20 protein-coding genes are annotated in these 25356 nt (G+C 66.4%); 15 read left to right on the top strand and 5 right to left on the bottom strand.

What is annotated here, in order from left to right:
* Window positions 1-34: 34 nt before the first annotated feature.
* The 3 genes from QOL57_RS05055 to QOL57_RS05065 all read right to left on the bottom strand — a co-directional run bounded on the left by QOL57_RS05055 (window position 35) and on the right by QOL57_RS05065 (window position 5673).
* Entirely contained in the window at window positions 35-1279 is a 1245-nt protein-coding gene (locus QOL57_RS05055) for a DUF819 family protein (protein ID WP_089239524.1), read from the bottom strand.
* Between the two features lie 141 nt (window positions 1280-1420).
* Window positions 1421-3499, bottom strand: a complete 2079-nt coding sequence (locus tag QOL57_RS05060; protein WP_089239522.1) for a S9 family peptidase — start codon at window positions 3497-3499, stop codon at window positions 1421-1423.
* Window positions 3500-3708: 209 nt separating this feature from the next.
* Window positions 3709-5673, bottom strand: a complete 1965-nt coding sequence (locus QOL57_RS05065; RefSeq protein WP_089239520.1) for an oligopeptide transporter, OPT family — start codon at window positions 5671-5673, stop codon at window positions 3709-3711.
* A 327-nt stretch (window positions 5674-6000) separates the two neighbouring features.
* On the opposite strand from QOL57_RS05065, the gene QOL57_RS05070 reads away from it, so the two are divergent.
* The 3 genes from QOL57_RS05070 (at window position 6001) to QOL57_RS05080 (ending at window position 9548) form a co-directional block, all read left to right on the top strand.
* Window positions 6001-6516 (top strand): hypothetical protein, encoded by a 516-nt coding sequence (locus tag QOL57_RS05070; RefSeq protein WP_089239518.1) that lies wholly within the window; start codon window positions 6001-6003, stop codon window positions 6514-6516.
* A 56-nt stretch (window positions 6517-6572) separates the two neighbouring features.
* Window positions 6573-7721, top strand: coding sequence for a heparan-alpha-glucosaminide N-acetyltransferase domain-containing protein (locus QOL57_RS05075; protein WP_089239516.1), 1149 nt, complete (start codon window positions 6573-6575; stop codon window positions 7719-7721).
* 72 nt (window positions 7722-7793) lie between these two features.
* Window positions 7794-9548: an oligopeptide:H+ symporter gene (locus QOL57_RS05080; protein WP_089239514.1), complete on the top strand. Its 1755-nt coding sequence runs from the start codon at window positions 7794-7796 to the stop codon at window positions 9546-9548.
* A gap of 55 nt (window positions 9549-9603) precedes the next feature.
* On the opposite strand, the gene QOL57_RS05085 is transcribed toward QOL57_RS05080, so the two are convergent.
* Complete coding sequence (locus tag QOL57_RS05085; RefSeq protein WP_089239512.1) at window positions 9604-11589, bottom strand: S9 family peptidase; 1986 nt, start codon at window positions 11587-11589, stop codon at window positions 9604-9606.
* Between the two features lie 174 nt (window positions 11590-11763).
* Complete coding sequence (locus QOL57_RS05090) at window positions 11764-12399, bottom strand: LysE family transporter (protein WP_089239510.1); 636 nt, start codon at window positions 12397-12399, stop codon at window positions 11764-11766.
* A 140-nt stretch (window positions 12400-12539) separates the two neighbouring features.
* On the opposite strand from QOL57_RS05090, the gene QOL57_RS05095 reads away from it, so the two are divergent.
* The 12 genes from QOL57_RS05095 to mdcH all read left to right on the top strand — a co-directional run bounded on the left by QOL57_RS05095 (window position 12540) and on the right by mdcH (window position 25307).
* The gene (locus tag QOL57_RS05095) at window positions 12540-13445 is read left to right on the top strand and encodes a LysR family transcriptional regulator ArgP (protein WP_089239508.1); all 906 of its coding nucleotides are present in this window, start codon (window positions 12540-12542) and stop codon (window positions 13443-13445) included.
* Window positions 13446-13549: 104 nt separating this feature from the next.
* Entirely contained in the window at window positions 13550-14134 is a 585-nt protein-coding gene (locus tag QOL57_RS05100) for a hypothetical protein (RefSeq protein WP_089239506.1), read from the top strand.
* 79 nt (window positions 14135-14213) lie between these two features.
* Window positions 14214-14660 (top strand): GNAT family N-acetyltransferase, encoded by a 447-nt coding sequence (locus QOL57_RS05105; RefSeq protein ID WP_089239504.1) that lies wholly within the window; start codon window positions 14214-14216, stop codon window positions 14658-14660.
* Window positions 14661-14819: 159 nt separating this feature from the next.
* Entirely contained in the window at window positions 14820-16511 is a 1692-nt protein-coding gene (gene mqo, locus QOL57_RS05110) for a malate dehydrogenase (quinone) (protein WP_089239502.1), read from the top strand.
* A 352-nt stretch (window positions 16512-16863) separates the two neighbouring features.
* On the top strand, window positions 16864-19062 hold the full coding sequence (locus QOL57_RS05115; protein WP_089239500.1) for a TonB-dependent siderophore receptor: 2199 nt from the start codon (window positions 16864-16866) through the stop codon (window positions 19060-19062).
* Window positions 19063-19306: 244 nt separating this feature from the next.
* Complete coding sequence (mdcA, locus tag QOL57_RS05120; RefSeq protein ID WP_089239498.1) at window positions 19307-20950, top strand: malonate decarboxylase subunit alpha; 1644 nt, start codon at window positions 19307-19309, stop codon at window positions 20948-20950.
* 10 nt (window positions 20951-20960) lie between these two features.
* Window positions 20961-21281 (top strand): malonate decarboxylase acyl carrier protein, encoded by a 321-nt coding sequence (gene mdcC, locus QOL57_RS05125; protein ID WP_089239496.1) that lies wholly within the window; start codon window positions 20961-20963, stop codon window positions 21279-21281.
* Window positions 21278-22186, top strand: coding sequence for a biotin-independent malonate decarboxylase subunit beta (locus QOL57_RS05130; RefSeq protein WP_089239494.1), 909 nt, complete (start codon window positions 21278-21280; stop codon window positions 22184-22186). The genes mdcC and QOL57_RS05130 overlap by 4 nt, the downstream gene beginning before the upstream one ends.
* Window positions 22187-22188: 2 nt before the next feature.
* Window positions 22189-22893 (top strand): biotin-independent malonate decarboxylase subunit gamma, encoded by a 705-nt coding sequence (mdcE, locus tag QOL57_RS05135; protein WP_089241218.1) that lies wholly within the window; start codon window positions 22189-22191, stop codon window positions 22891-22893.
* Window positions 22886-23536: a malonate decarboxylase holo-[acyl-carrier-protein] synthase gene (mdcG, locus tag QOL57_RS05140; protein WP_089239492.1), complete on the top strand. Its 651-nt coding sequence runs from the start codon at window positions 22886-22888 to the stop codon at window positions 23534-23536. Before mdcE ends, mdcG begins: the two co-directional genes overlap by 8 nt.
* Window positions 23533-24390 (top strand): triphosphoribosyl-dephospho-CoA synthase MdcB, encoded by an 858-nt coding sequence (mdcB, locus tag QOL57_RS05145; RefSeq protein ID WP_089239490.1) that lies wholly within the window; start codon window positions 23533-23535, stop codon window positions 24388-24390. Before mdcG ends, mdcB begins: the two co-directional genes overlap by 4 nt.
* Complete coding sequence (gene mdcH, locus QOL57_RS05150; protein ID WP_089239488.1) at window positions 24387-25307, top strand: malonate decarboxylase subunit epsilon; 921 nt, start codon at window positions 24387-24389, stop codon at window positions 25305-25307. Before mdcB ends, mdcH begins: the two co-directional genes overlap by 4 nt.
* The last annotated feature ends 49 nt before the right edge of the window (window positions 25308-25356 follow it).

Raw genomic sequence — 25356 nt, forward strand, 5'->3', positions numbered from 1 at the left:
CAAAAGGGATCTGACCCCATCGCCCCGTGCACGATCAACCCTGCCCTGCCAGCGCGCGCAGGGTGATGCCGACCACATACGCCAGATAGGTGCCGGTGGCATACCCCATCGTGCCCAGCAGCACGCCCACCGGCGCCAGCGCCGGATGGAACGCGGCGGCCACCACCGGCGCCGAGGCCGGGCCACCGATGTTCGACTGCGAACCGATGGCGAAGTAGAAGAACGGCACCTTCAGCAGCTTGCCCAGGCACCACAGCAGCGCGATGTGCACGCTGATCCAGATGATGCCGAGCAGGAACAGCCACGGGCGATCCAGCAGCGCCAGCAGATCCATCTGCATGCCGATGCAGGCAATCAGGAAGTACAGCAGCAGCGAGCCCAGTCGTGAGGCGCCCGCACCTTCCAGGTTGCGAGCCCGGGTAAAGCTCAGGCCCAGGCCGAGCGTGGTCGACAGCACCACCACCCACACGAACGGCGCATCCAGGCTGAACTGCGATGCCCAGCTGACATTGACCTTGAACCACGCCGCCAGCGGCGCGCCGATGGCGTGGGCAAGACCGACGCCACCGAAGGCCACGGCCACGATCAGCATCAGGTCGGTCAGGCTGGGAATGCGCTCGTGTTCGGCCTGGAAGCGGGTGATGCGCTCTTTCAGCTCATCAATTGCCGACGTGTCGGCACCACTGCGTGCATCGATCTTCGCCGCGCGCCCGGCGAGGAAGATCAGCGCCGCCATCCACACGTAGCCAACACCCACATCGACCACCGCGAACTGGCCGAAGGTGGTCGCGTTGACGTCGAACACTTCGCGCATGGCCAGCATGTTGGCACCACCGCCGATCCAGCTGCCGGCCAGTGCGGCCATGCCGGCCCAGGTATCGCCGGCGACGGTATCGGGATGGATCGCGCGCATCACCAGGAACGCCACCACCGCACCCAGCATGATGCTGGCCGAGGCGCCCAGGTACATCAGCACCAGCTTCGGCCCCAGCCGCAGGATGCCCTTGATGTCGACCGCCAGGGTCAACAGGATCAGCGCCGCCGGCAGCAGGATGTCACGCGCGACCGGGTTGTACAGCTTGGTGTTCTGCCCGTCGATCAGGCCGAACGTGTTGTAGATGCCCGGCAGCAGGTAACACAGCAGCAGCGCCGGCACGAAGGTATAGAAGCGCTTCCACAGGCCCTGCTCGCGCGAAGCGGTCCAGAACACGGCGCCAAGGGTGGCGGCGATCAGGCCGAAGACGACGATGTCGTTCTGGATCAGGGCAGTCGAGGGCATGCAGGCGCTCTTGTAGAGCCGAGCCGTGCTCGGCTGCTGTTGGCGGAAGCTCAGGGAGGTGTGCCAACCAACGGTCGGCACCCACCGGTGAAGCAGATGGCGAAACAAAAGCGCCGCCCCGAAGGGCGGCACCGGTATCGCTTATTCGCCGATGTGCTGCTTCAGCCAGGCGTTGACGGTGTCATGCCACAGGATGCTGTTGTTCGGCTTCAGCACCCAGTGGTTTTCATCCGGGAAGTACAGGAACTTCGATTCGATGCCCTGGCGCTGGGCAGCGGTGAACGCGGCCAGGCCCTGCTCGACCGGAATGCGGAAGTCCTGCTGGCCGTGGATCACCAGGATCGGCTTCTTCCAGTCAGCCACGTGGTTGACCGGATTGAACTTCTCGTAGTTCGCCGCCTTCTGGTACGGGGTACCGCCCTGCTCCCATTCGGTGAACCACAGTTCTTCGGTGGCGTAACCCATCATGCGCTGGTCGAACACGCCGTCATGGTTGACGAGGCACTTGAACGGGCTGTTCCAGTTGCCGGCGATCCAGTTGACCATGAAGCCGCCGTAGCTGGCGCCCAGCGCGCAGGCCTTGTCACCGTTGAGGAAATCGTACTTCTTCAGCGCCGCGCTCCAGCCCTTCTGCAGATCTTCCAGCGGACGGTCGCCCCAGTGCTGGCTGATCGCATCGGTGAAGGCCTGGCCGTAACCGGTGGAGCCATGGAAGTCGATCATCACCACGGCGTAGCCCTGACCGGCATAGGTCTGCGGGTTCCAGCGGTAGCTCCAGCCATTGCCGAAGCTGCCCTGCGGGCCGCCATGGATCAGGAACGCAACCGGGTACGACTTGCCTTCCTGGTAGTTGTGCGGCTTGACCACGTAACCGTGCACGGTGTCGTTGTTCCAGCCCTTGAACTCGAACTGCTCGTAGTCGCCGAACGACACGTCCTTCAGCACCTCGCCAGCGGCGGGGGTCAGCGCGCGCAGCTCGCCGATGGCTTCGCCAGCGGCCGGCAGCAGGCCGACCAGCACCTGGTCGTTGCTCTTCAGGCTGTTGCGGGTGATCGCCACGCTGTTGCCGGCCACGTCGACAGCGGTGACGCTGCCGTCGCCGATCAGCTTGGTGGCCTTGCCGCTGGCCACGTCGATCTGGAACAGCGGGTGTTCGCCGAGGTCATCGGCAGTGGTGTAGATGCTGGCGCCGTCAGCGGACAGGGCGATGCCACCGGCCGAACGGTCCCACTGCGGAGCGATCTCGCGCGTCTTGCCGCTGGCCAGGTCCATCGCCATCAGGCCGAAGCGATCGGCTTCGAAGCCCGGGCGCTTCATCGCGCGGTAGAACAGGGTCTTGCCGTCGGCGCTGAACACCGGGCCGGCATCCCAGGCCGGGTTGGAGGCGGTCAGGTTGACCGGCGCCTGCTTGCCGGCGGCATCGAAGCGGTACAGGTCGAAGTTGGTCGACCACGACTCCTGCTTGCCGGCCACGCGGATGCTGGCGACCACGCTGCTGCCATCCGGCGACCACGCGAAATCATCATTGCCACCGAACGGCTTGGACGGGGCATCGCCATCGATGGTCGCGCTCAGCGCCGAAGCGCCCTTGACCGCACCGGCCTTGGCCGCCGGCAACGGGGCGACGAACAGGGTGTTGCGACGGCCGTCATTCCAGGTATCCCAGTGGCGCACGAACAGCGAATCGAAGACCTTGCCGCTGGCCTTGGCGCCTTCCACGTCCTTCAGCTTCTTTTCGGTGCAGGCCAGGTCCGAGGCGCAGGCCTGGAACACGCCGGCGCTGAACAGCACGCGGTCGTCCTGCGGCGACACGTGGTAGCTGTCCACGTCCACCGGGAAATCGGTCAGCTGGCGCGGGGCGCCGCCGCTGATCGGCTGTGCGTACAGCTGCTGGCTGCCGTTCTTGGCGCTGAGGAAGTACACGGTCTGGCCATCGGCCGACAGCGATGCGGAATTGACGTTCCAGCCCGCCGGTGTGATCTGCTTCGGCGGCGCTGCGTCGCGGGTACGCAGGTTGCGCGCGAACAGGGCGGTGCTGGCCTTGAGGTTGGCATCGGTGCTGCGCTTGGCGAACACCACGGTGCCGCCGTCGGCGGTCAGTACCGGCGCGGAGACGCGGTCCATGGCCACCATGTCGCGGATCTCCAGGCCACGGGCAGCGGCGACGCTGGGCAGGGCAGCCAGCAGGCTCAGTGGCAGCAGGGCATGACGCAGTTTCATCGGGGTCTCCGCAGGACGGCAAAAAACCGATGGTAGGCCTGCGCGGCCGGGCCTGCCAAGGCCATCGGTCATGGCCGGGGCCGAGCTGCCGCCAGAAAAAGCAAACCGCGCCGAAGCGCGGTTTGCGGTAGTGCCGGCCGCTGGCCGGCAACCACGGGGTATCGCGGGATCCTGGAGTTGCGGGCCAGCGGCCGGCACTACCCCATCTCTTACGCCACGGCGCGCTTGCCGGTGCGGTAGATCAGCCAGCCGACCAGGAACAGAACGGCCAGGCCGATCCACTGCGCGGCCGGCAGGTGGAACGGCACGGCCAGCACGTCGGCACGGCTGCTGACCACGATCGGCACGGCGATGGCGATACCCATCAGCGCCTCACCGGTGATCAGGCCGGCAGCGAACAGCACGCCCGGCTTGTGCACGCGGTCGCGGCCCTCTTCGTCATCGGCGCGTACCTTGTGGAAGCGCTCGACCAGGTAGGAGATCAGGCCACCGAGGAAGATCGGCACCATCAGTTCCAGCGGCAGGTAGATGCCGATCGCCGCGGCCAGCACCGGCACGCGGAAACGCGAGTTGCGCGACTTCAGCCAGCTGTCGAACGCGATGATGGCGGCACCGACCACGGCACCGATGCCGATGAAGGTCCACGGCAGCTCACCGCCGAACAGGCCCTTGGCCACCGACGCCATCAGGTTCGCCTGCGGTGCGGCCAGCGCATTCGGATGCAGCTCCGACTTGACGCCGATGCCGTAGGCGGTAGCCAGCAGGTTCAGCACCGGGGCCATGATCAGCGCGCACGAGAACGCACCGATGCCCAGCATCAGCTGCTGCTTCCACGGGGTGGCACCGACGATGTAGCCGGCCTTGAGGTCCTGCAGGTTGTCACCACCGACGGCGGCGGCACAGCACACCACCGCGCCGATCATGATCGCAGCCACCGCGCCCAACGGCGCACCGAAGGCACCGACCGGCTGCAGGCCATCCTTGCCCAGCAGCAGCACCAGCACCGCCGAAGCGAACAGGATGGTGGAGATGGTGATGCCCGACACCGGGTTGTTGGACGAGCCGATCAGGCCGGCCAGGTAGGCCGACACCGACACGAACAGGAAGCCGGCGACGATCATGATGAGGGTCATCGGGATCGACACGTGCCACTGGCCCACGATGGCCTGGTACAGCGCCAGCAGCGGCAGGGTGAACACCACCAGGGCCACCAGCATCCACTTCATCGGCAGGTCGCGCTCGGTGTGCGCCAGCACCGGGCCACCGCTCTTGCGCGCGGCCGCAAAGCCACTCTTGACGCCGTTGAGCAGCGACTTGCGCAGCGAGATCAGGGTCCAGATGCCGCCGATCAGCATCGCGCCGACACCCAGGTAACGCATCTTCGCGCCCCAGATGGCGAATGCCGCTTCGGTGGACGAGGCGGTGGCGATCGAGGCGGCCAGCGCCGGATCGGTGTTCATGAAGAACGCCTGGTAGATCGGAATGGCGATGTGCCAGGTCAGGATCGAGCCGGACACCACCACGATGCCGACGTTGAGGCCGACGATGTAGCCCACGCCCAGCAGCGCCGGCGACAGGTTGGTACCGATGAATGCGGTGATCTTGGAACTGCCGACATAAGCAGAGGTGGCCCAGGCGTCTGGGATCAGGCGCATGCCGCTTTCCGCGGCCAGCTTCACGAACGCACCGATCACCGCCGACAGGCCGAGGATCTTCAGGCCCGGGCCGGGGTTTTCACCAGCCTTGAGCACTTCAGCCGCCGCCTTGCCTTCCGGGAACGGAAGCGGGTCTTCGACGATCATCGAGCGGCGCAGCGGCACCGAGAACAGCACGCCCAGCAGGCCGCCGAGACCGGCGATGCCCAGCACCCACCAGTACTTGAAGTCCGGCCAGTAGCCCATGATCACCAGCGCGGGGATGGTGAAGATCACACCGGCGGCGATCGACGAACCGGCCGAAGCGCCGGTCTGCACGATGTTGTTCTCAAGGATGGAACCGCCACCCAGCAGGCGCAGCACGCCCATGGAAATGACCGCGGCGGGAATCGCGGTGGCGATGGTCAGGCCTGCGAACAGACCGAGGTAGGCGTTTGCGGCCGACAGCACCACCGCCAGCACGATGGCAAGGACCACCGCGCGGAAAGTGAGCTGCTTGGGCGCAGCGTCATGGTTCATGAAAGCCCCTGCTGGCAAAAAATCCCTGCCACGCTAGCGTTCAGGGGACAGCAAGTCCAGTGCGGTTGGTACCGGCTGGCAAGCCCTCGCCCGGCACTGCGCCCCAGCAGGCCCTTGGCCCCTTCAGATGTGTCGTGTTTGACCAAGTTGTGCACAGTGCACCGGTTCGTCGGAGCGGGGGTCCCTTGACCCCAATCCCCCGACGCCCCCGGCCCACCGGGCGATGCGTGCCAGGCGATGGGGTTTGCGGCTCGGCGCCTGCTTGAGTCGATTCCCGGAATCCAACACCGTGCACTGCCACCAACACATCGTCAGTAAGGAGACCGGATGGCAGACGCACCATTGATCACGATGATGCGAGGCCTCCTCGTTGCAGCGGGCGCGATGCTGTGCCTGCTGCTGGGTATCTGCAACGTCAACGCCTACAGCGGGTTCGGCACCGCGGTGATCGAGGATCGGGAAGGAATACCTTGTTTCGGCCTGCCGCCGCGGGCACTGGAATGGGTCCGATCGCCCCGTATCCTGCAAGCGGTGATGGTGTATCACCACGACACGGTGAAGGCATGGTCGTTCATGTACGACCTGACTCCCGCAGAGCCTTTGGCGCCGGGCCAGTGCATCGTCTACGGCGATCTGCCAGCCTCGGCCACGCTGCGCACTTCTCCACAGCCATTGATTCCTGCAACCTTGTATGAGGTCTACCTCAACGCTCCCACCAATGGCCCAATCAGGGGCTACACGGCGAAGTTCTGCCTGAAAGCTGCGCCTGACGGATCGACTCGGGTGATCCCCATCAGGTACGACAAGCGGACGGGTTGGAGCGCAGCTGTCTGCCAGCCCTGACGGGCTGCGCGGCAAAACGTTATGTTATATCCTGTCACGCCGGTCGAGCATCCCACGTGGCCCCTTCCCCCTCCTTCCGGCTGGCCTCCATCGACCAGCTGCGCGGCACCGTAATGCTGCTGATGCTGCTCGACCACGTCCGCGAGACGTTCTTCCTGCAGCATCAGGTCAGCGATCCGATGGACGCGGCGACCGTGTCCCCTGCCCTGTTTGCCTGCCGCCTGCTGGCCCACCTGTGCGCGCCGGTGTTCGTGCTGCTGACCGGCCTGTCGGCATGGCTGTACGGCCAGCGCCACGCCGATCCGCGCCGTGCCATTGCGGCTTTCCTGCTCAAGCGCGGCCTGTTCCTGGTGGTGCTGGAACTGACCCTGGTCAACTTCGCCTGGACCTTCCAGTTCCCGCCGGACACGGTGTACCTGCAGGTGATCTGGGCGATCGGCCTGAGCATGATCGCGCTGGCCGGCCTGCTGTGGCTGCCGCGGCCGGTGCTGGCGGTACTGGCGGTGGCGCTTGTGGCTGGCCACAACCTGTTGGATGGCATGCGCGTGCAGGGCGACGGCGCGGTGGCGGTGCTGTGGAAAGTGCTGCACCAGCGTGACTGGATCGAGGCTGGGCGGTTGAGCCTGCGTACCTCCTACCCGGTGCTGCCGTGGATCGGGGTGATCGCGCTGGGCTACCTGATGGCACCGTGGTTCGCCGCCGGCAGCGATCCCGAACAGCGGCGGCAGCGGTTGCTGTGGGCCGGGCTGGGCGCGCTGGCCGCCTTCGCCCTGCTGCGCTTCGCCAACGACTATGGCGATGCACCCTGGCAGTACCAGCAGACCACGCTGCGCACGTGGATGAGCGTGTTCAACATCACCAAGTATCCGCCGTCGCTGCAGTTCCTGCTGCTGACACTGGGCGTGGGCCTGCTGCTGTTGCGGCTGTATGAGTGGCCGCCGCTGGCGCGCGCGCTGCGGCCGCTGGCCGATATCGGTGCAGCGCCGATGTTCTTCTACCTGCTGCACCTGTACGTGCTGAAGCTGTTGTACGTGGCCGCGCTGAAGACCTGGGGCCCGACCTACGGTTGCCTGTATGCACTGGACTCGGTAGCGGGCCTGCTGCTGGTGGCCTGTGCGCTGGCGGTGGTGCTGTATCCACCGACGCGGGCGTTCGCACGGTTCAAGGCTCGGCGACGCGACCTGGCCTGGTTGCGGTATCTGTAGGCCATGCACCGGGGCGGCCATCCACGCATGGCGTGGATCTACTGAAAGGGGGCGCGGGCCTATAATTCCGCGATGAATTCCACTGCTATCGCTTCCGACGACTTCCTGGGCCATCCCAAGGGCGTCTACGTCTGCTTCTTCACCGAAATGTGGGAGCGCTTCTCCTTCTACGGCATGAAGGCGCTGCTGCTGCTGTATCTCACCAAATACCACCTGTTCGGCGACAAGGCCGGGCTGGACCTGCTCGGTGCCTATGGCGGCCTGGTGTACTGCATCCCGGTGTTCGGCGGCATGCTCGCCGACCGCTGGCTGGGCATGCGCCGGGCGGTGCTGTTCGGCGGCATCCTGCTGGTACTGGGTCATCTGGGCATGGCCTTCGAAGGCCACGCGGCGTACCGGGTCAATGGTGAAGTGGTACGCGACACCTCGGCGCTGGCAGTGACCTACCTGTCGCTGGCGCTGATCATCATGGGCGTCGGCTTCCTCAAGCCGAACATCTCCACCATCGTCGGCAAGCTCTATCCGCAGGACGATCCGCGCCGCGATTCGGGCTTCTCGCTGTTCTATGCCGGCATCAACCTGGGCGCCCTGTTCTCCTCGCTGGTGTGCGGGTTCCTCGGCGAGGTCTACGGCTGGAAGTACGGTTTCGGTGCGGCCGGCATCGGCATGATTGCCGGCCTGGCGATGTTCCTGTGGGGCCAGAAATACCTGCAGGGCCATGCCGAACCGCCGCAGCCGGCCACGTTGAAGCAGAAGGTGCTGGGCCTGCCGCGCGAATGGCTGATCTACCTGTGCGCGGTGATCGGCGTGCTGCCGGTGGCCTGGCTGATGTGGGCGGCCGGCAACGGTGCCTTCGCGCTTGGCGGTGAAATCAGCCTGGCGCTGATGCTGATGCTTGTGGTGCTCGGCGGCGTGCTGGTCTGGTTCGCGTGGTTCACCGGCAGCAAGTGCACGCCGGTGCAGCGCCAGCAGATGATCGCGTTGATGGTGCTGATCTTCATGGCACTGGTGTTCTTCACGATGTACGAGCAGTCGTATGGCTCGTGGGTGACCTTTACCGATCGCCTGTTGACCAAGGACATCGTACCGGCGCTGGTGATCCGCGAAGGCTCGCCGCTGCCGTGGTCGATCGTGTCGCTGCTGCTGGCACCGCTGGGTTTCGTGGTCAGCGCACGCCTGTCCGAACGCCGCCCCGGTTCGGCCGCGCCGCGCATGTTCTTCATCGCCATCGTCGCGCTGATGCTGGTGCTGCTGGTGCGCGACTGCCTGGTGATTCCGCAGACCGCCGGTTCGCTGACCTACCTGGGCGGCCTGTTCCTGGTGCTGCTGGCGCCAGCCTTCGCTGCACTGTGGACGTGGATGGAGCGCCGGGGCTGGGAGCCGGGCAAGCCGGTGAAGTCGGCCTGGGGCCTGGTGATCGGCGCGCTGTCGTTCGTGCCGCTGGCGCTGGCCGCGCAGCACGTCGGTGCCACCGGTGAGATGGCCAGCGTGTGGTGGCTGGTGCTGGCCTACTTCCTGCTGGCCAGTGGCGAGATGTGCCTGTCGCCGGTGGGCCTGTCGGCGGTCACCCAGCTGGCGGTACCACGGGTGATGAGCCTGATGATGGGCACCTGGTTCCTCGCGACAGCCTTCTCGGAAACGCTGGCCGCGCTGTTCGGCAAGCTGGCGGCGATTGACGTGCCCGAAGGCGAGACGCTGGACATGGCCGCTGCCGCCGGTGCCTATGCGCACCTGTTCTGGTTGCTGATGTGGATCGGCCTGGGCTGCGCGTTGCTGGCCTTCATCGCCGCACCGTTGTTGAAGCGGATGATGCATGGGGTGAAGTAGCACCCGACGGCAGGGCACTGCGGCGGCAGCCATGATGGATGCTGCCGCATCTGTTTCAGGGTGCCTTGGCCTCGCTCGAAGCCGTCGCGGCTGCCGCCGTACCACCGCCGAGGCTGCGCGCCAGGAAGGCCAGCAACCTGCTGTAATACTCGCGCCTGTGCTCGGGCCGGTAGAAGCCGTGCCCTTCGGTGCGGTAATACAGGCTCTGCACCGGCGAGCCGGCCGCCTTCAGCGCGGCTTCCATGCGCTCGGTGTGCTTGATCGGCGCACGCCTGTCTTCGCCGCCGCCAGCCAGGAACACCGGCACCTTCACCTGCGCGGCCAGGTTCACCGGCGAACGGGTACCCAGTGTCTTCGGATCACCGACCCATTCGCGCTGCCAGGCCATGGCCGAATCGCTCAACTGCGCCTCACTACTGAACATGAGCGGCAGATCGTATACACCGATGTAGCCGGCTGCGCACTGGTACAGCCCCGGCTCGCGAATCGGCCCCATCATCGCCGCGTACGCACCATAACTGGCGCCATAGATGCAGATGCGGCTCTTGTCGGCGATGCCCTCAGCGATGGCCCAACGAGTAGCGTCGGTCACATCGTCCTGCATCGCCGCGCCCCACTGCTTCGCACCCGCCTGGGTGAAAGCGCGCCCATAGTTGGACGAACCACGGAAGTTGACCTGCAGCACCGCATACCCCGCCGCGGCCAGCATCTGCGGCTCGCTGCTGTAGCTGCCTTCATCGAACACGCCGATGGGGCCGCCGTGCGGCAGTACGACCAGTGGCAGATTGCGGCCGTCACTGCCACGAGGCAATGTCAGGAATCCATGCAGCGACACCCCGTCGCGGGCCTTCAATGCAAACGGGCGCACCGTGGCGGCCAGTTTCGGGTCAATCCATTCACTGCGACTGACCAGATGGTCAGCCGCTTTGGCGCGGGTATCGAACAGGTAGAAATCACCGGGATTGCTGCCAGACCACGTCTGCACCACCACCTTGCCGCCATCGCGGGTACTGGAGGTGATGAACACCGGGCCGCCGAACGCCGCTTCCAGGCTCCGGTATTGACGGGCATCGGCGCCCTTCTCGTCGAAGAACCGCGTGCGCGGTGCATCGCCGATATACAGCGCCCCCACCGGTACGCGGGTGCCCGGGCGGAAGATGATCGCGTAGGGATCGACCACACCATCGCTCAGCACCTCGCGGCGTTCGCCGGTCTGCGGATTCCAGCTGACGATGGCATCGGGCCCGGCAGGCTGCTCGACCTGCAGATAGGCCAGCGCACCATCTTCGGAGAAGCCGATAGCCCCTTCCACCCGGTGGCTCAGCGACTCGTCATTGACCAGTGACCACTGCGCATTGCTCCCAGCGCGGTAGTAGAGCTTGTTGACGTTGTCCGACGTAGCGCCGTGAGCGAAGCGCACCTCACCCTGATGATCGGTGGTGAAGCTGGCGCGCTGCACGGGTGAGCCGGAAACACGCACGCGATGCCCGCTGACCACATCAAGCCGCTCCACCCGGGTGTAGGGGTCTTCGGCGAACGGCCACACCGCGATCAACACATTGCGGTCGTCGGCGGGCAGCTCGTCGGTCAGGAAAGCTGCGACGTACTCTACCTTCTTCGGCTGGATGCGCGTGCCCAGCCCGCGCCCCTGCACACGGTAGCCGACCAGCAGCTCCCCACCTTTTCCATCGACGTTGACCCCGTACAGCTCACCGGTCGGCTGCGGCCTGTCCAGTGCGCCAAGCTTCTCGGCCAGGCCGACCAGCAGGCGGTCATTGCTCACCCACTCGAAGGTGTTGGCGTGGTTCTTGTCCTGTGGACGAAACACGCCCGCAGGCTTGCGGTCGGACGTGCGCAGGATGACCAGCGCGGTGGAATCGTCCAGTGGTACGGTACCGGCGACGTAATCGCCGCCTGGCGAAAGCTTGATATTCGAAAACGACTCGGGCTTCAGGAACCGATCCAGGTCCACCCCGCCGGTACCTGCCGACGCCCCTCCCACCACCGCGCACAGCAGCACGGCAAGTACAGTCCTGCGCATCCTTTCCCCCTTCCTGCCCGGACACCCTGTCCAGGATGGCCGATTCTAGGCAGGCCAGCGGCCGCCCCGCCAGATGGGCAGAAAAAACGACGGCACCGTTGCCGGTGCCGTCGTTACCACTACCTTTACCTTGGAGAGAGAGTCAGGACGTGGGTTCGGGGGGCGTGCGCCGGGTCAATGGACCCCGCGCACCGCCAGCGTGAGGGCCAGGATGCTGAGGATCACCGCGATGGTGCCGTCCAGCACGCGCCAGGTGCTGGGCTTGGTGAACAGAGGTGCCAGCAGGCGCGCACCCAGGCCCTGCGCTGTCAGCCACAGGCAGCTGGCGGTGACCACGCCGGCAGCAAAGGCCATGCGTGCATTGCCGAAGTTCTCGGCGATCGAGCCGATCACCATCATGTCCAGCCAGAAGTGCGGGTTGATCAGCGAGAAGCCGACTGCAGCCAGCAGCACCGAGCGACGGCTGCCATCATCGCTGTCGGCCTCGCCCATGCCGCCGCCGCCGGCGATCGCCCGGCGTGCCGACTTCATCGCATACCAGGCCAGGAAGGCCACGCCGGTCCAGAGGACGGCGGTGGTCAGCCACGGCAGCGCCGTGGTGAGCGTGCGCAGGCCGGCCACGCTGGCGAAGATGAAGATCGCATCGATGGCCGCACAGGTGGCCACCACCGGCACGATGTGCTTGCGCAGGATGCCCTGACGCAGGATGAAGGCGCTCTGGGCGCCGACCACGGCAAACAGGCCGATGCCGGTAGCCGCACCACTGAACCAGGCACCAAGGCCGGTGCTGGCGGAGATGACCGAGAACATGGGATTCACTACCTTGTCTTGCTTGGGGGGAGCGGTGCCTCGCGAAGGCGGACAGCACCGGAACGGGCGCCATTGTCGCGCCGCAACATAGAAAAGACGAGCTAAACTTACTAAACCAACATTAGCGGAGCTTAATCGTCATGCGCATCGACCATGCCCAGCTGCGGGCCCTGGCTGCGGTGATCCGCGAAGGCAGCTTCGACCGTGCCGCGCAGTCGCTCAACGTCACCCCCTCGGCCATCTCGCAGCGGGTCAAGGCACTGGAGGACCGCATCGGCCGGCTGCTGGTCAAACGTGGCACGCCTGCGACCGCCACCGCCGAAGGCCAGCTGCTGGTGCAGCTGGCCGAGCAGACCGCCCTGCTGGAGCACGATGCCCTGCACCGCATGGGCCTGGCCGACGAGGATCTGCCACAGGCCAGCATCCCGGTGGCGGTGAACCACGACAGCCTGGAGACCTGGTTCCCGCAGGCCGCGCAGCAGTTCGCGCAGAGCACCGGCACCACCCTGGACCTGCGGGTGGAAGACCAGGACCACACGGTAGAACTGCTGCGCCAGGGCACCGTGCTGGGTGCGGTGACCACCCTGGACGAGCCGGTGCAGGGTTGCCAGATCCACGCGCTGGGCAGCATCCGCTATGCCGCGACCTGTACGCCTGAGTTCCGCGAGCGCCATTTCGCCAAGGGCGTGACCGCGCAGGCGCTGGCGCAGGCACCGGTGCTGGTGTTCAACCGCAAGGACGACATGCAGTCGCGCTTTGCCCGGCGCATGGCCGGCGCCGACCTGCCCAGTACGGCCCCCACCTGGTGGATTCCCTCCACCCGCGCCTTCGTGCAGGCCAATCTCGGCGGGCTCGGCTGGACGATGAATCCGCTGCCGCTGGTCAAGCGCCATCTGGATGCCGGGCGCCTGGTCTACGTGCGGCAGCGCGCGTGGGAAGACGTGCCGCTGTACTGGCAGCACTGGAAGGGCGACGTGCAGACCATGGCCCTGCTGACCCGGGCGGTGCTGGATGCCGCCTCGGCGCTGGTGCAGCGTAGGCGCTGAGAAAAGTGGACGGAGGGGATCAAGTCGTTTTTGCCGCAAACGACTTGATCCCCTCCGCCCCCTTTTCATGCAAGCATCGGCGCAACCGACGATGGGGCTGGCCGATGGAAACCGAACCGGTATTCCTGCATATCCGCGTGGTGATGGGGATCATCCTCGGCCTGTCCATCACCACCCTGCTGAAAGGGTTGGCGCAGATCATCGAACACCCGCAGCGGCGCGGCTGTTCGGCGCTGCACCTGTGCTGGGTGATGTGGACGCTGGTGTCGCTGGTCACCTTCTGGTGGTGGGAATTCCGCCTCGTCGAAGTGCATCGCTGGACATTTGAAACCTATCTGTTCGTGATCACCTACAGCGCGACCTGGTTCCTGCTGTGCGCGCTGCTGTTTCCCGACGACCTGCGCGACTACGGCAGTTACGGCCAGTACCTGATGCAGCGGCGACGCTGGATCTTCGGAGTGATCGCGATATTGACGCTTCTGGACCTTGTGGACACCGCGATCAAGGGGGGAAGCCGATGGCGGCTGCTGGGGGATGCCTACCCATTGCACACAGTCCTGATGCTCATCGTTGCCGCGCTGGGATGGCATCTGCGCAGCGCGCGCACGCAGCTGGTACTGGCTGCAGCGACGCTGGCCTATCAACTGGGCTACTTCGCGGCGGAGTACTTCACCATCGGCAGTGAATGAAGACCGCCGCCCATCTCCATCCAATCTCCATGCGGGTCGTCCACAATCATGCGGTTCCGTTCGACCACAGGTTTCCCAGATGACGATCGATTACCGCGATGCCCTCCCCGACGATGCCGCCGCCTGCATCGACCTGCGCGGGCGCACCCGCGAAAACGCCTTCAGCGCCGCGCAGCTGGCCGAACTGGGCATCACCGAACAGAGCTGGGCCGCTGGCATCGCCGATGGCGATTCCATCGGCCGCGTCGCCTGCGAGGGCCAGCAGATGGCCGGCTACTGCTTTGCCGACCGCGAAAGCGGCGAGGTGCTGGTGCTGGCCCTGCTGCCGGAGTTCGAGAACCGCGGCATCGGCCGGCAGCTGCTGCAGGAGGTGGTCAGCCTGACCCGCGATGCCGGCCACACCCGTCTGTTCCTGGCCTGCTCGGCTGACCCGCGTTCGCGTTCTTATGGCTTCTATCGGCATCTGGGCTGGAAGGCGACCGGCGAGGTCGACGAGGCCGGTGACGAGATTCTTGAGCTGGCCTAGCGCCAGCGGCGGGCGACGGGTCGGATGCTGCGTTGCATCAAAATCGGACCAGAAGCGGTTAAAATTGCCCATGGAATGCTGCAAGGCGTTGTTTCTTCACGCTCTTTCCCTGCCTCTTGCGCATCCTGACCCCTTCCCCCCGCCAACGATTCCGCCCCCATGAAGAAATTTGGCAAGGCCCTACTCGCCCTGCTCGTGCTGCTGTTGCTGGTCGCCGCACTGTTCCTGTACTGGCCGCTGACCCAGCGCTCGGTGCCCGCCGCGAGCAACGACAAGCCCGTCGATGTCGTGCTGGTCGGCGCCGGCATCATGAGCATCACCCTGGCTACCTACCTGCAGGAACTGCAGCCGGACTGGAACATCCAGGTCTACGAGCGCCTCGACGGCGTCGCCGGTGAAAGCTCGGACGGCTGGAACAACGCCGGTACCGGCCACTCGGCATTCGCCGAACTGAACTACACCCCGGAACTGCCCGATGGCAGCATCGAGACCAAGCGCGCGGTCGGCATCGCCGAATCGTTCGAGGTCTCGCGCCAGTTCTGGTCGCACCAGGTGAAGGAAGGCCGGCTGAGCCAGCCCAGCGACTTCATCAACCCCACCCCGCACATGAGCTTCGTCTGGGGTGATGACAACATCGCCTACCTGCACAAGCGCCAGCAGGCGCTGGTGAAGAACCCGCTGTTCTACGGCATGCAGTACTCCGAGGACCCGGCGCAGATCAAGCAGTGGGCACCGCTGCTGATGGAAGGCCGCGACCCGAAGCAGAAGGTCGCCGCGACCTGGATGCCGTTGGGCACCGACGTCAACTTCGGCGTCATCACCCGCCAGCTGACCGCCGGCCTGCAGCACAGCCCGAACTTCGGCCTGCACCTCAACCATGAGGTCAGCGCGCTGCGGCAGAACGCGGACAAGAGCTGGAACGTGACGGTGAAGGACCTCAAGGCCGGCACCGAATCCACCACCCACGCCCGCTTCGTGTTCATCGGTGCCGGTGGCGCCGCGCTGAAGCTGCTGCAGATGTCGGGCATCCCGGAATCGAAGGACTACGCCGGCTTCCCGGTGGGCGGCCAGTTCCTCGCTTTCCAGGGCCAGGACGTGACCTCGCGCCATGGCGTGAAGGCCTACGGCATGGCCGAAACCGGCTCGCCGCCGATGTCGGTGCCGCACCTGGATGCGCGCAAGCTGGACGGCAAGCCGGTGGTCCTGTTCGGGCCGTTCGCGCTGTACAGCACCAAGTTCCTCAAGCACGGCTCGTGGTGGGACCTGTATTCGTCGGTCAACCACAACAACGTCGGCCCGATGCTGGAAGTGGGCAAGGACAACCTGGACCTGGTGCAGTACCTGATGGGCCAGGCGCGCCTCAACGACGCCGATCGCCAGGCCGAACTGGTCAAGTACTTCCCCAACGCCAAGCCGGGCGACTGGAAGCTGGTCACCGCTGGCCAGCGCGTACAGATCATCAAGCGTGATCCGCTGAAGGGCGCGGTGCTGCAGTTCGGTACCGAGATCGTGACCGACAAGGACCACACCCTCGCTGCGCTGCTGGGCGCTTCGCCGGGCGCCTCGACCTCGCCGCCGATCATGCTCGACCTGATGGCCAAGGCCTTCCCCGAACAGATGAAGGCCGGTTGGGAAGCCCGCCTGCGCGAGATCGTGCCGTCGTACGGCCGCAAGCTCAACGACAGTGCCGCGCTGACCAACGAGATCCGCACGCTGACCAGCCAGACCCTGCGCCTGCCCTATCTGGACGTTCCAGTGGAAGCAGGCGCGACGCCGGCCCTCGCACCGACGGCCGCGCCGGCCCCGGCCAAGGAAAAGCGCAACGCCAACGAGGAACTGCAGGCGCTGTAAGCCTGCGGTTTACGGATGCAAACGGACGGCCACCCTCGGGTGGCCGTCTGCGTTTATGCGGTTGAGGATCGGATCACTCCCGTGCGGGAGGGCCCTGACCCGCGCTTGAGCGCCGAGGGCGGGGTCAGAGCCCGCTGCCTGGGCAACGGGATCCGACCCCGCTCCAGCCCCTGCCAGGCGCCGACAAACCCCTGCGCAATGACGCGAATTGTAATGCTGTTAAGAATTATTTACATTTGCATCCTGCGCAGTGACCGCGCCACTCCCAGATGGACCTGATGTGCCCGAAGCCGCCGCCCGGGTGCTGGACGACTGTTGCCGCCCTTCCCCGCCTCCACGCTTCGAGCCCACCATGTCCCTGACGTTCCGTACCCGCCTGCCCCGCCGTGCGCTGCTGCCCGCCGCGCTGCTGTCCTCCCTCGCCGTGGCTGCACCGTCGGCGTTTGCCGATGTCGCTGCCGATGCGGGCGACGCCAAGACCCTGGACCGGGTGAGCGTGCGCGCCGAGCAGTCCGCGCCGCCGTCCAGCACCACCCGCCTGCCGATCACCCTGCAGGAAACGCCGCAGTCCTCCACGGTGATCGGCCTGCAGCGCCTGCAGGACGAATCGTTGTTCAGCCTCAACGACGTGATGCGCAATGTCACCGGCGTCAGCGTGTCCTTCTATGACACCCAGCGCCCGCTGTACTACGCGCGCGGCTTTGCCATCACCGATTTCCAGGTGGACGGCATCCCCACCTACAGCGGCTCGACCAACCAGGAATACGACACCGCCTTCTACGACCGGGTGGAAGTGATCCGCGGCGCCAACGGCCTGCTCAGCGGCGCCGGCGTGCCGTCGGCCACGGTGAACCTGCTGCGCAAGCGCCCGGGCAAGGAGTTCGACGCCTCGTTCTCGGTCAGTGCCGGCAGCTGGGACTACCGCCGCATGGAGGCGGACGTGACCGCGCCGCTGACCGCCGACGGCCGCTTCCGCAGCCGCGTGGTCGCCGCCTATACCGATCGTGATTTCTATTACGACCGCTACAAAGAGAACAAGATGGCCGGCATGGCCGTGCTGGAAGGCGATGTGACCGACAGCACCACGGTCACCGTCGGCTACCAGACCCAGGACAACAACCCGGTGGGTTCAACCTGGGGCACCGTGCCGTTCTTCGGCAGCAAGGGCAACTTCGCGCATCTGCCGCGCTCGACCAACCTGGCGCCGAAGTGGAGCTACTGGCAGCGCGAGACCAGCACGGTATTCGCCAACCTGGAACAGCGCTTCGGTGAGAACTGGCTGCTGAAGATCAACACCGCCTACACCCGTGGCAACGTGCAGAACATGCGCCTGTATGGCACCGGCAATCCCGACCCGGTGACAGGCGCGGGCATCTACCTGCGCACCGCCGCCGGTGATTCGGAAGACACCCGCCGCAACGTCGACGCCTACCTGACCGGCACCTTCAACCTGTGGGGCCAGGAGCACGACGTGACCGTGGGCGCACAGTGGGCCGACCTGGAAGGCACCACCAATACCCTGGCGCTGAACTATCCGCGCGATTGGGCGACGTGTGGTCGTGAGCGCTGCTACTACATCCCCAACGTGCACACCTGGGATGGCGACATCTCCGAAGTCACGTACACCCTCACCGGCGCACGCCGCGTAGCCAAGACCACGCAGAGCGGTTTCTACCTGGCCACGCGCCTGCGCCTGGCCGATCCGCTGGCATTGATCGCCGGCGCACGCCTGAGCCGCTGGCAGACCCAGACTCGTGCCTACAACGCCGCCGGCAGCTACACCGCTACCAGCGGCGCGTACAAGGTGAGCGATGAAGTCACCCCGTACGTGGGCCTGGTGTACGACATCACCCCGAACGTGGCGGCCTATGCCAGCTACACCGAGATCTTCAACCCGCAGAACAACAAGGACCGCAACGAGAACCTGCTGGCGCCGGTACAGGGCTCCAATCTGGAAGCGGGCCTGAAGACGCAGTGGTTCGACGGCCGCTTGACCGCCAACGCGGCGATCTTCGAAGCCAAGCAGGACAACTACGCGGTGCGTGACATGGGCGTGCCGGAAGGTTCGCTCAGCGACGGCAGCTCGGCCTTCATCGGTGTCAACGGCACCAAGGCGCGCGGCTGGGAAGTGGACGTCAACGGCGAGATCCTGCCAGGCTGGACGGTCAACGCTGGCTATACCCACGTCAAGGTGACCCGTGCGGCCACCGATCTGCTGTACGCCAATCCGGCCGAAAACCTGCTGCAGCTCAATACCCAGCTGCAGCTGCGCGGCGCGCTGGAGCGCCTGAGCATCGGCGGTGGCGTGCAGTGGCAGAGCAAGGTGCAGGGCTACAACATTCCCTACCCGGTGGGTGTGGGCACCACGGTGACGGTGAACCAGCCGGCGTATGCGCTGGTGCAGTTCAACGCCAACTACCGCATCAGCGACAACTGGACGGCGACGCTGAGCGTGCGCAACGCGCTGGACAAGACCTACTGGGCCAACCTGGACTACAACAACTACGGCGAACCGCGCTTCGTGGCGGCCAGCCTGCGCTGGAAGTTCTGAGGCGCGCGGCGGAAACCCGGTGGGTGCCGACCGTTGGTCGGCACGCTCTCACCCCGCCACGACCAACGGTCGTGGCCTACCTGGATGGGCCCGCCTACGCGCGGGCCCTTCTTTTTGGTGGGTGCCATTTGGTGGGTGCCGATCGTTGGTCGGCACGCCAGGCGGTCAGATTTGCTGCGCTGCGGGTTGCACACCCCTCCATAATTATGGCGTAATTATTCCAACACCATTCGGAAGTCCGTCGATGAACCCGAGCTGGGACACGCTGGAGCGGGGCCGCCAGGCGCGGCTGCAACGCGCCGCGCCATGGGCCAGGGGCCACGAGGTGGCGGCCGGCGATGTCGCCGAGCTGCTGCACGCGCTGCTGGAACCGGGCGACAAGGTCTGCCTGGAAGGCAACAACCAGAAGCAGGCCGACTTCCTCGCCCAGGCGCTGGCCGACCTCGACCCGGCACGCGTGCATGACCTGCACATGGTGCAGTCGGTGCTGTCGCTGCCCTCGCACCTGGATGTGTTCGAGCGCGGCATCGCCTCCAGGCTGGATTTCTCCTTCTCCGGGCCGCAGTCGGTACGGCTGGCCAACCTGGTGGCCGAAGGGCGCATCCAGATCGGTGCCATCCACACCTACCTGGAACTGTTCGGCCGCTACTTCATCGACCTCACCCCGCGCGTGGCACTGGTGGCAGCGCAGGCCGCCGACCGCCATGGCAATCTCTACACCGGCCCCAACACCGAAGACACGCCGGTGATCGTCGAGGCCACCGCGTTCGGTGGCGGTATCGTCATCGCCCAGGTCAACGAGATCGTCGATACCCTGCCCCGCGTCGACATTCCTGCGGACTGGGTCAACTTCGTGGTGCAGGCGCCGCGTCCGAACCACATCGAACCGCTGTTCACCCGCGACCCGGCACAGATCTCCGAGATCCAGGTGCTGATGGCGATGATGGCGATCAAGGGCATCTACGCCGAGTACGGGGTGAACCGCCTCAACCACGGCATCGGTTTCGATACTGCGGCGATCGAACTGCTGCTGCCTACCTACGCCGAATCGCTGGGGCTGAAGGGAAAGATCGGCCAGCACTGGGCGCTCAACCCGCACCCGGCGCTGATTCCGGCCATCGAATCGGGCTTCGTCAAATCGGTGCACTCATTCGGCTCGGAACTGGGCATGGAGAAGTACATCGCCGCGCGCGGGGATGTGTTCTTCACCGGCGCCGATGGTTCGATGCGCTCCAACCGCGCGTTCTCGCAGACCGCAGGGCTGTATGCCTGCGACATGTTCATCGGCTCCACCCTGCAGATCGACCTGCAGGGCAACAGCTCCACCGCAACGCGCGACCGTATCGCCGGCTTTGGTGGTGCACCCAACATGGGCTCGGATGCACGTGGCCGTCGCCATGCCAGCGACGCCTGGATCAAGGCGGGCCAGCAGGCCGCGCGACCGGGCGAAATGCCGCGTGGGCGCAAGCTGGTGGTGCAGATGGTGGAAACCTTCCGCGAGCACATGGCGCCGGCCTTCGTCGACCGCCTCGATGCCTGGGAACTGGCCGAACGCGCGGCCATGCGGCTGCCGCCGGTGATGATCTACGGCGACGACGTCAGCCATGTGCTGACCGAGGAAGGCATCGCCAACCTGCTGCTGTGCCGCAGCCCGGAAGAACGCGAGCAGGCGATCCGCGGCGTGGCCGGTTACACCGCCGTCGGCAGGGGACGGGACCGCGCCATGGTGGAAAACCTGCGCGACCGTGGAGTGATCCGCCGCCCGGACGATCTCGGCATCAGCGTGCGCGATGCCAGCCGCGATCTTCTTGCCGCGCGCTCGGTGAAAGACCTGGTGCGCTGGTCCGGCGGTCTGTACGACCCGCCCAAGCGCTTCCGCAACTGGTAAGGGGCACGCCATGGAAACCCTCGACTATCGATTCGACGGCACGACGCCTGTCCGTTTCCCCACCGATGCAGTGCTGGTGGGCGTACTGGCTTCGGGCAACCTGGAAATCCTGCTGGAACCGGCCGACCTGGACGGTGCGATGACGGTGCGCATCATCACCGCCGCGCGTGGCTTCGGCACGGTCTGGCAGGCGGTGATCGCCGACTTCGCCCAGCGTCACCCCCTGCGCGATGTGAGCGTGTCGATCAACGATGCCGGCGCCACACCGGCCGTGGTCAGCCTGCGCCTGGACCAGGCGGTAGAGACCCTGCGTGCCGGAGGCCAGCCATGACGCTCGCACAGCGCAACAGCTATTACGAAGCCGATGCCCGCGCGCGCATCGCCGGCCTGCTCGATGCGGGATCGTTCCGTGAGTTTCTCGGCCCAGCCCAGCGCGCCATCAGCCCTCATCTGGCGCAGTTGGACCAACCGGCCGCCTTCGACGATGGCATCGTCGTCGGCGAAGGACGCCTGCGCGATAAACACGTGCTGGTGGCCGCGCAGCAGGGTGAATTCATGGGCGGCGGTGTGGGCGAGGTGCATGGCGCCAAGTTGACCGGCCTGCTGCGCCGTGCGGCAGACACCCATCCCGATGGCGTGCTGCTGCTGCTCGATACCGGTGGTGTGCGCCTGCATGAAGCCAACGCCGGCCTGATCGCCATTTCCGAAATCATGCGCGCCGCCCTGGGGGCACGTGCAGCCGGTGTACCGGTAGTGGCGCTGATCGGCAGTGGCAACGGCGCGTTCGGTGGCATGGGCATCGTCGCCCGCTGCTGCAGCTCGGTGATCATGTCCGAGGAGGGACGGCTGTCGCTGTCTGGCCCGGAGGTGATCGAGACCGTGCGCGGCGTGGAGGAATTCGATTCGCGCGACCGCGCATTGGTGTGGCGGGTGACCGGCGGCAAGCACCGTTACCTGATCGACCAGGCGCAGGTGCTGGTGCCCGATGCGATCAGCGCGTTTGCGCAGGCGGCCTTTGATGCACTGCAGCCAGACACCGCCAGCGCCGATACCGACGCGGCGCTGGCCGCACTGCAGGCACGCCACGCCGCATTGAAAGCGCGCATGGAGGCATGGGGCGACTGCAACGATGGCCTGCAGATCTGGGCACGCCAGGGCATAGCGGACCCAGAACGCCTGGCGCTGCTGGAAACCGATGCCTTCCTTGCCGCCACCGCGTGCCGGAGCCTGCCATGAGCATGCCATTGACTACGCTGCTGGGCGCGCTGTTTCCGCGTGGCCATGCAATCGCCGTGAACGATTCGGTACTGACCGGTACAGCGACCACCGACGACGGCGAGGTGACGGTGATCGGCACCACCGACAAGATCGAAGTGGGCGTGGATCACGCCCTGGTGCTGGCCGATGCCGTGCTGGCCAGCACCGCTGTACATCCGCAGCGTCCCATCGTGATGCTGGTCGATACCGCCGGCCAGCGCCTGGCGCGCCGCGATGAACTGCTGGGCATCAACGGCTACTTCGCCCACCTCGCACAGACCCTGGACCTGGCCCGCCGTCGTGGTGCGCGCCTGGTCACGCTGGTGTATGGCGAGTCGGTCAGCGGCGGCTTCCTGTCGTTCGGGCTGATGGCCGACCACATTCATGCCCTGCCCGATGCGCAGGTGCGGGTGATGGACCTGCGCGCGATGGCACGGGTGACCAAGCAGCCGCTGGAAAAACTGCAGGCGTTGAGCCTGACCTCGCCGGTGTTCGCGCCGGGCGTGGAGAACTATGTAGCGATGGGCGCAGTGCAATCGCTGTGGGATGGCGACCTGGCGCGTCACCTGCTGGAAGCACTGCGCGCACCCGCCGACGGTGACCATCGCGCGGCGCTGGGCGCCGAACGCGGTGGCCGCACATTGGCTGCGCAGGTGGCCGTTGCCGTGAGCCAGGGCAATGCCTGAGCGGCCTGCCCGGCACACGCTGGTCTGGCTGTCGGCCGATGCCGATTGGCGGGCCGACGTGCCCACGCACGAGCCGCGCCTTGCCGCATGGCTGGCGCAGGGCTTGCCTGCGGTGGTGGCGCGTCGTGCAGCGGATGATCCCGATCCGCGCCTGCGACTGGGCGTTCCATTGCCACCGGCCGAGGGCAAGCAGCGCCTGTCGTTGCGCGTGCCGTTGCGCGACGTCGCTCGCATGCATGCACCGCCGGCATTGAGTGAGCTGCTGGCAGCAGGCGACGCCGCTGTGCCGCAGGCATGGCAGGAATCACTTCACGACCTGCAGGCACTGGCACCGGCCCGAGTGTTCGGCGCCTTCGCATGGCAATGGCTGACTGCCCTGCCCTACGTGCATGAGCGTTCGGACATTGACCTGCTGTGGCAGGTGGCCGATGCCGCGCAGGCCGAGGCGCTGATCGCGCAGCTGCTGGCATGGGAGAGCCGCCATCCGCATCGTCTTGATGGCGAGCTGTGCCTGCCCGATGGCGGCGCGGTGAACTGGCGCGAACTTGCCGGCCGCAGTCGCCAGGTGCTGGTGAAACGCCTGGATGGAGCCGCATTGGAAGCACGTGATGCGCTGTTCGCCACGCGCGAGGCGATCGCATGATCGCCGCCCGCAAGCAGTTGCCTGCACGCGGCGCGGTAGTCGACAGCGCACGCCTGGGACGGCTGGCCATTGCCAGCCTGCACACCGAGCTGGCCTGCGCCCCGAAACCCGGCCTGGTCACGCCGTTCAACAGTGGCAGCCATGACGACATGGATGCCAGCACGTTCCTGCGCAGCCTGTTCGCACTGCGCCACTACTTCACTGCGGTGGCCAGGGCCGGTGCCGCGGGTGCCCCCTTCACTGTGCTGCGCGATCACGGCATTGCCGCCGAAACGGCCATGCTGGCGGCCACCGCCGGTATCAACACCCATCGCGGTGCGATCTTCAGCCTTGGCCTGCTGGTAGCCGCCGCTGCTGGGTGCCAGCGCGTGCATGGCCATGCCATATCCGGCGCACAGGTGTGTCTGGCGGTCCAGCAGTGGAAAGACGCGCTCATCGCGGCGCCACTGGACCCGCACAGCCCGGGACAGCGCGCGCGTGCACGGCATGGAGTCTGCGGGGTACGCGAACAGGCAGCCGCCGGTTACCCGGTGCTGCGCGAGCTGGCCCTGCCTACCCTGCGCCACGCGCTGGGTAGCGGCCTGCCGCGCGATGCCGCGCTGTGCCATACGCTGATGCAGCTGGTGGCACAGGTGGACGATCTGAACCTGCTGCACCGAGGTGGCGCCGAGGGCCTGCGTTGGGCCCAGCAACAAGCGAGCACATTTCTTTCCTCGGGCGGCGCCTTCGCGCCGGACTGGCGCATGCGCCTGCAGTCCATGGGCGATGCATTCGTGATGCGTCGGCTCAGCCCGGGTGGCAGTGCCGATCTGCTGGCCTGCGCCTGGTTCCTGCTGCAGCAGGAGGGTGCGTGAGCCTGGCCCTGCTCTGCCCCGGACAAGGTGCGCAGCATCCGGCGATGTTCGACCGTGTACGTGGCATCGCCGCTGCACGCGCGGTACTGGACGCGGCGGGTGACGTACTGGGACGCGACGTGTTCGCTGCCGCGGCCGCCGACGACCGCTTCGACAACGCACAGGCGCAACCACTGCTGTGCGCTGCCACCATCGCGCAATGGCATGTCCTGCGCGATGCCCTGCCGAGCCCGATCGTGCTGGCCGGGTACAGCATTGGCGAACTGGCGGCGCACGCCATTGCTGGCAGTTTCGATGCCACCACCTGCCTTTCGCTGTCGGCCCAGCGCGCGCGTTTGATGGATGCTGCCAGTCCCGCCGGTGCGGGCATGCAGGCCATCCTCGGCCTGGATCGACAGACGCTGCAGCCGCTGTGCGACACGCACGGTGCGCACGTGGCCATCGCCAACGGCGCAGATCATTTCATCGTCGGCGGCACGTTGCCGGCCCTGCAGGCGATGGCCGCTGCCGCGCACGCGCAGGGCGCAGAGGTACGCCTGCTGCCGGTGCATGTGCCGGCGCACACGCCACTGCTGTCGGCGGCAGTCGAATCGTTTACCGCGGCGCTGCAAGCCACCACCCTGCATGCCCCTCGTCTGCCGCTGTTGGCTGGCATCGATGCACGGCCGGTGCGCGACACCACGACGACGGTGCATACGTTGTCCGCGCAGCTGGCGCAGACCATCGAATGGGCACAGGTGATGCGCCAGGCCTTCGAGCGCGGCGCGCGGGTGTTCCTGCAGCTGGGCCCGGGCAATGCATTGGCACGCATGATCGCGCCGGCCTACCCATGCTGTGAGGTGCGCGCGATCGAGGAATTCCAGAGCCTGGACGGCGCGGCGGCGTGGGTCCGCAGCGCCCTGCAGCGGCTGCAGTAACGGGGTTGAGCAGTAGCGGGTTTGAGCAGTACGTAACGCGCAGTACGTA

It is taken from the genome of Stenotrophomonas sp. yr243 (assembly GCF_900184195.1).
In the GTDB taxonomy this organism is placed as follows: domain Bacteria; phylum Pseudomonadota; class Gammaproteobacteria; order Xanthomonadales; family Xanthomonadaceae; genus Stenotrophomonas; species Stenotrophomonas lactitubi.

Bases quoted from the DNA above. Each gene is read 5' to 3' on its own strand.
- QOL57_RS05055 (WP_089239524.1), bottom strand. From the start codon at position 1,279: ATGCCCTCGACTGCCCTGATCCAGAACGACATCGTCGTCTTCGGCCTG.
- QOL57_RS05060 (WP_089239522.1), bottom strand. From the start codon at position 3,499: ATGAAACTGCGTCATGCCCTGCTGCCACTGAGCCTGCTGGCTGCCCTG.
- QOL57_RS05065 (WP_089239520.1), bottom strand. From the start codon at position 5,673: ATGAACCATGACGCTGCGCCCAAGCAGCTCACTTTCCGCGCGGTGGTC.
- QOL57_RS05070 (WP_089239518.1), top strand. From the start codon at position 6,001: ATGGCAGACGCACCATTGATCACGATGATGCGAGGCCTCCTCGTTGCA.
- QOL57_RS05080 (WP_089239514.1), top strand. From the start codon at position 7,794: ATGAATTCCACTGCTATCGCTTCCGACGACTTCCTGGGCCATCCCAAG.
- QOL57_RS05085 (WP_089239512.1), bottom strand. From the start codon at position 11,589: ATGCGCAGGACTGTACTTGCCGTGCTGCTGTGCGCGGTGGTGGGAGGG.
- QOL57_RS05090 (WP_089239510.1), bottom strand. From the start codon at position 12,399: ATGTTCTCGGTCATCTCCGCCAGCACCGGCCTTGGTGCCTGGTTCAGT.
- QOL57_RS05095 (WP_089239508.1), top strand. From the start codon at position 12,540: ATGCGCATCGACCATGCCCAGCTGCGGGCCCTGGCTGCGGTGATCCGC.
- QOL57_RS05100 (WP_089239506.1), top strand. From the start codon at position 13,550: ATGGAAACCGAACCGGTATTCCTGCATATCCGCGTGGTGATGGGGATC.
- QOL57_RS05105 (WP_089239504.1), top strand. From the start codon at position 14,214: ATGACGATCGATTACCGCGATGCCCTCCCCGACGATGCCGCCGCCTGC.
- mqo (WP_089239502.1), top strand. From the start codon at position 14,820: ATGAAGAAATTTGGCAAGGCCCTACTCGCCCTGCTCGTGCTGCTGTTG.
- QOL57_RS05115 (WP_089239500.1), top strand. From the start codon at position 16,864: ATGTCCCTGACGTTCCGTACCCGCCTGCCCCGCCGTGCGCTGCTGCCC.
- mdcA (WP_089239498.1), top strand. From the start codon at position 19,307: ATGAACCCGAGCTGGGACACGCTGGAGCGGGGCCGCCAGGCGCGGCTG.
- mdcC (WP_089239496.1), top strand. From the start codon at position 20,961: ATGGAAACCCTCGACTATCGATTCGACGGCACGACGCCTGTCCGTTTC.
- QOL57_RS05130 (WP_089239494.1), top strand. From the start codon at position 21,278: ATGACGCTCGCACAGCGCAACAGCTATTACGAAGCCGATGCCCGCGCG.
- mdcE (WP_089241218.1), top strand. From the start codon at position 22,189: ATGCCATTGACTACGCTGCTGGGCGCGCTGTTTCCGCGTGGCCATGCA.
- mdcG (WP_089239492.1), top strand. From the start codon at position 22,886: ATGCCTGAGCGGCCTGCCCGGCACACGCTGGTCTGGCTGTCGGCCGAT.
- mdcB (WP_089239490.1), top strand. From the start codon at position 23,533: ATGATCGCCGCCCGCAAGCAGTTGCCTGCACGCGGCGCGGTAGTCGAC.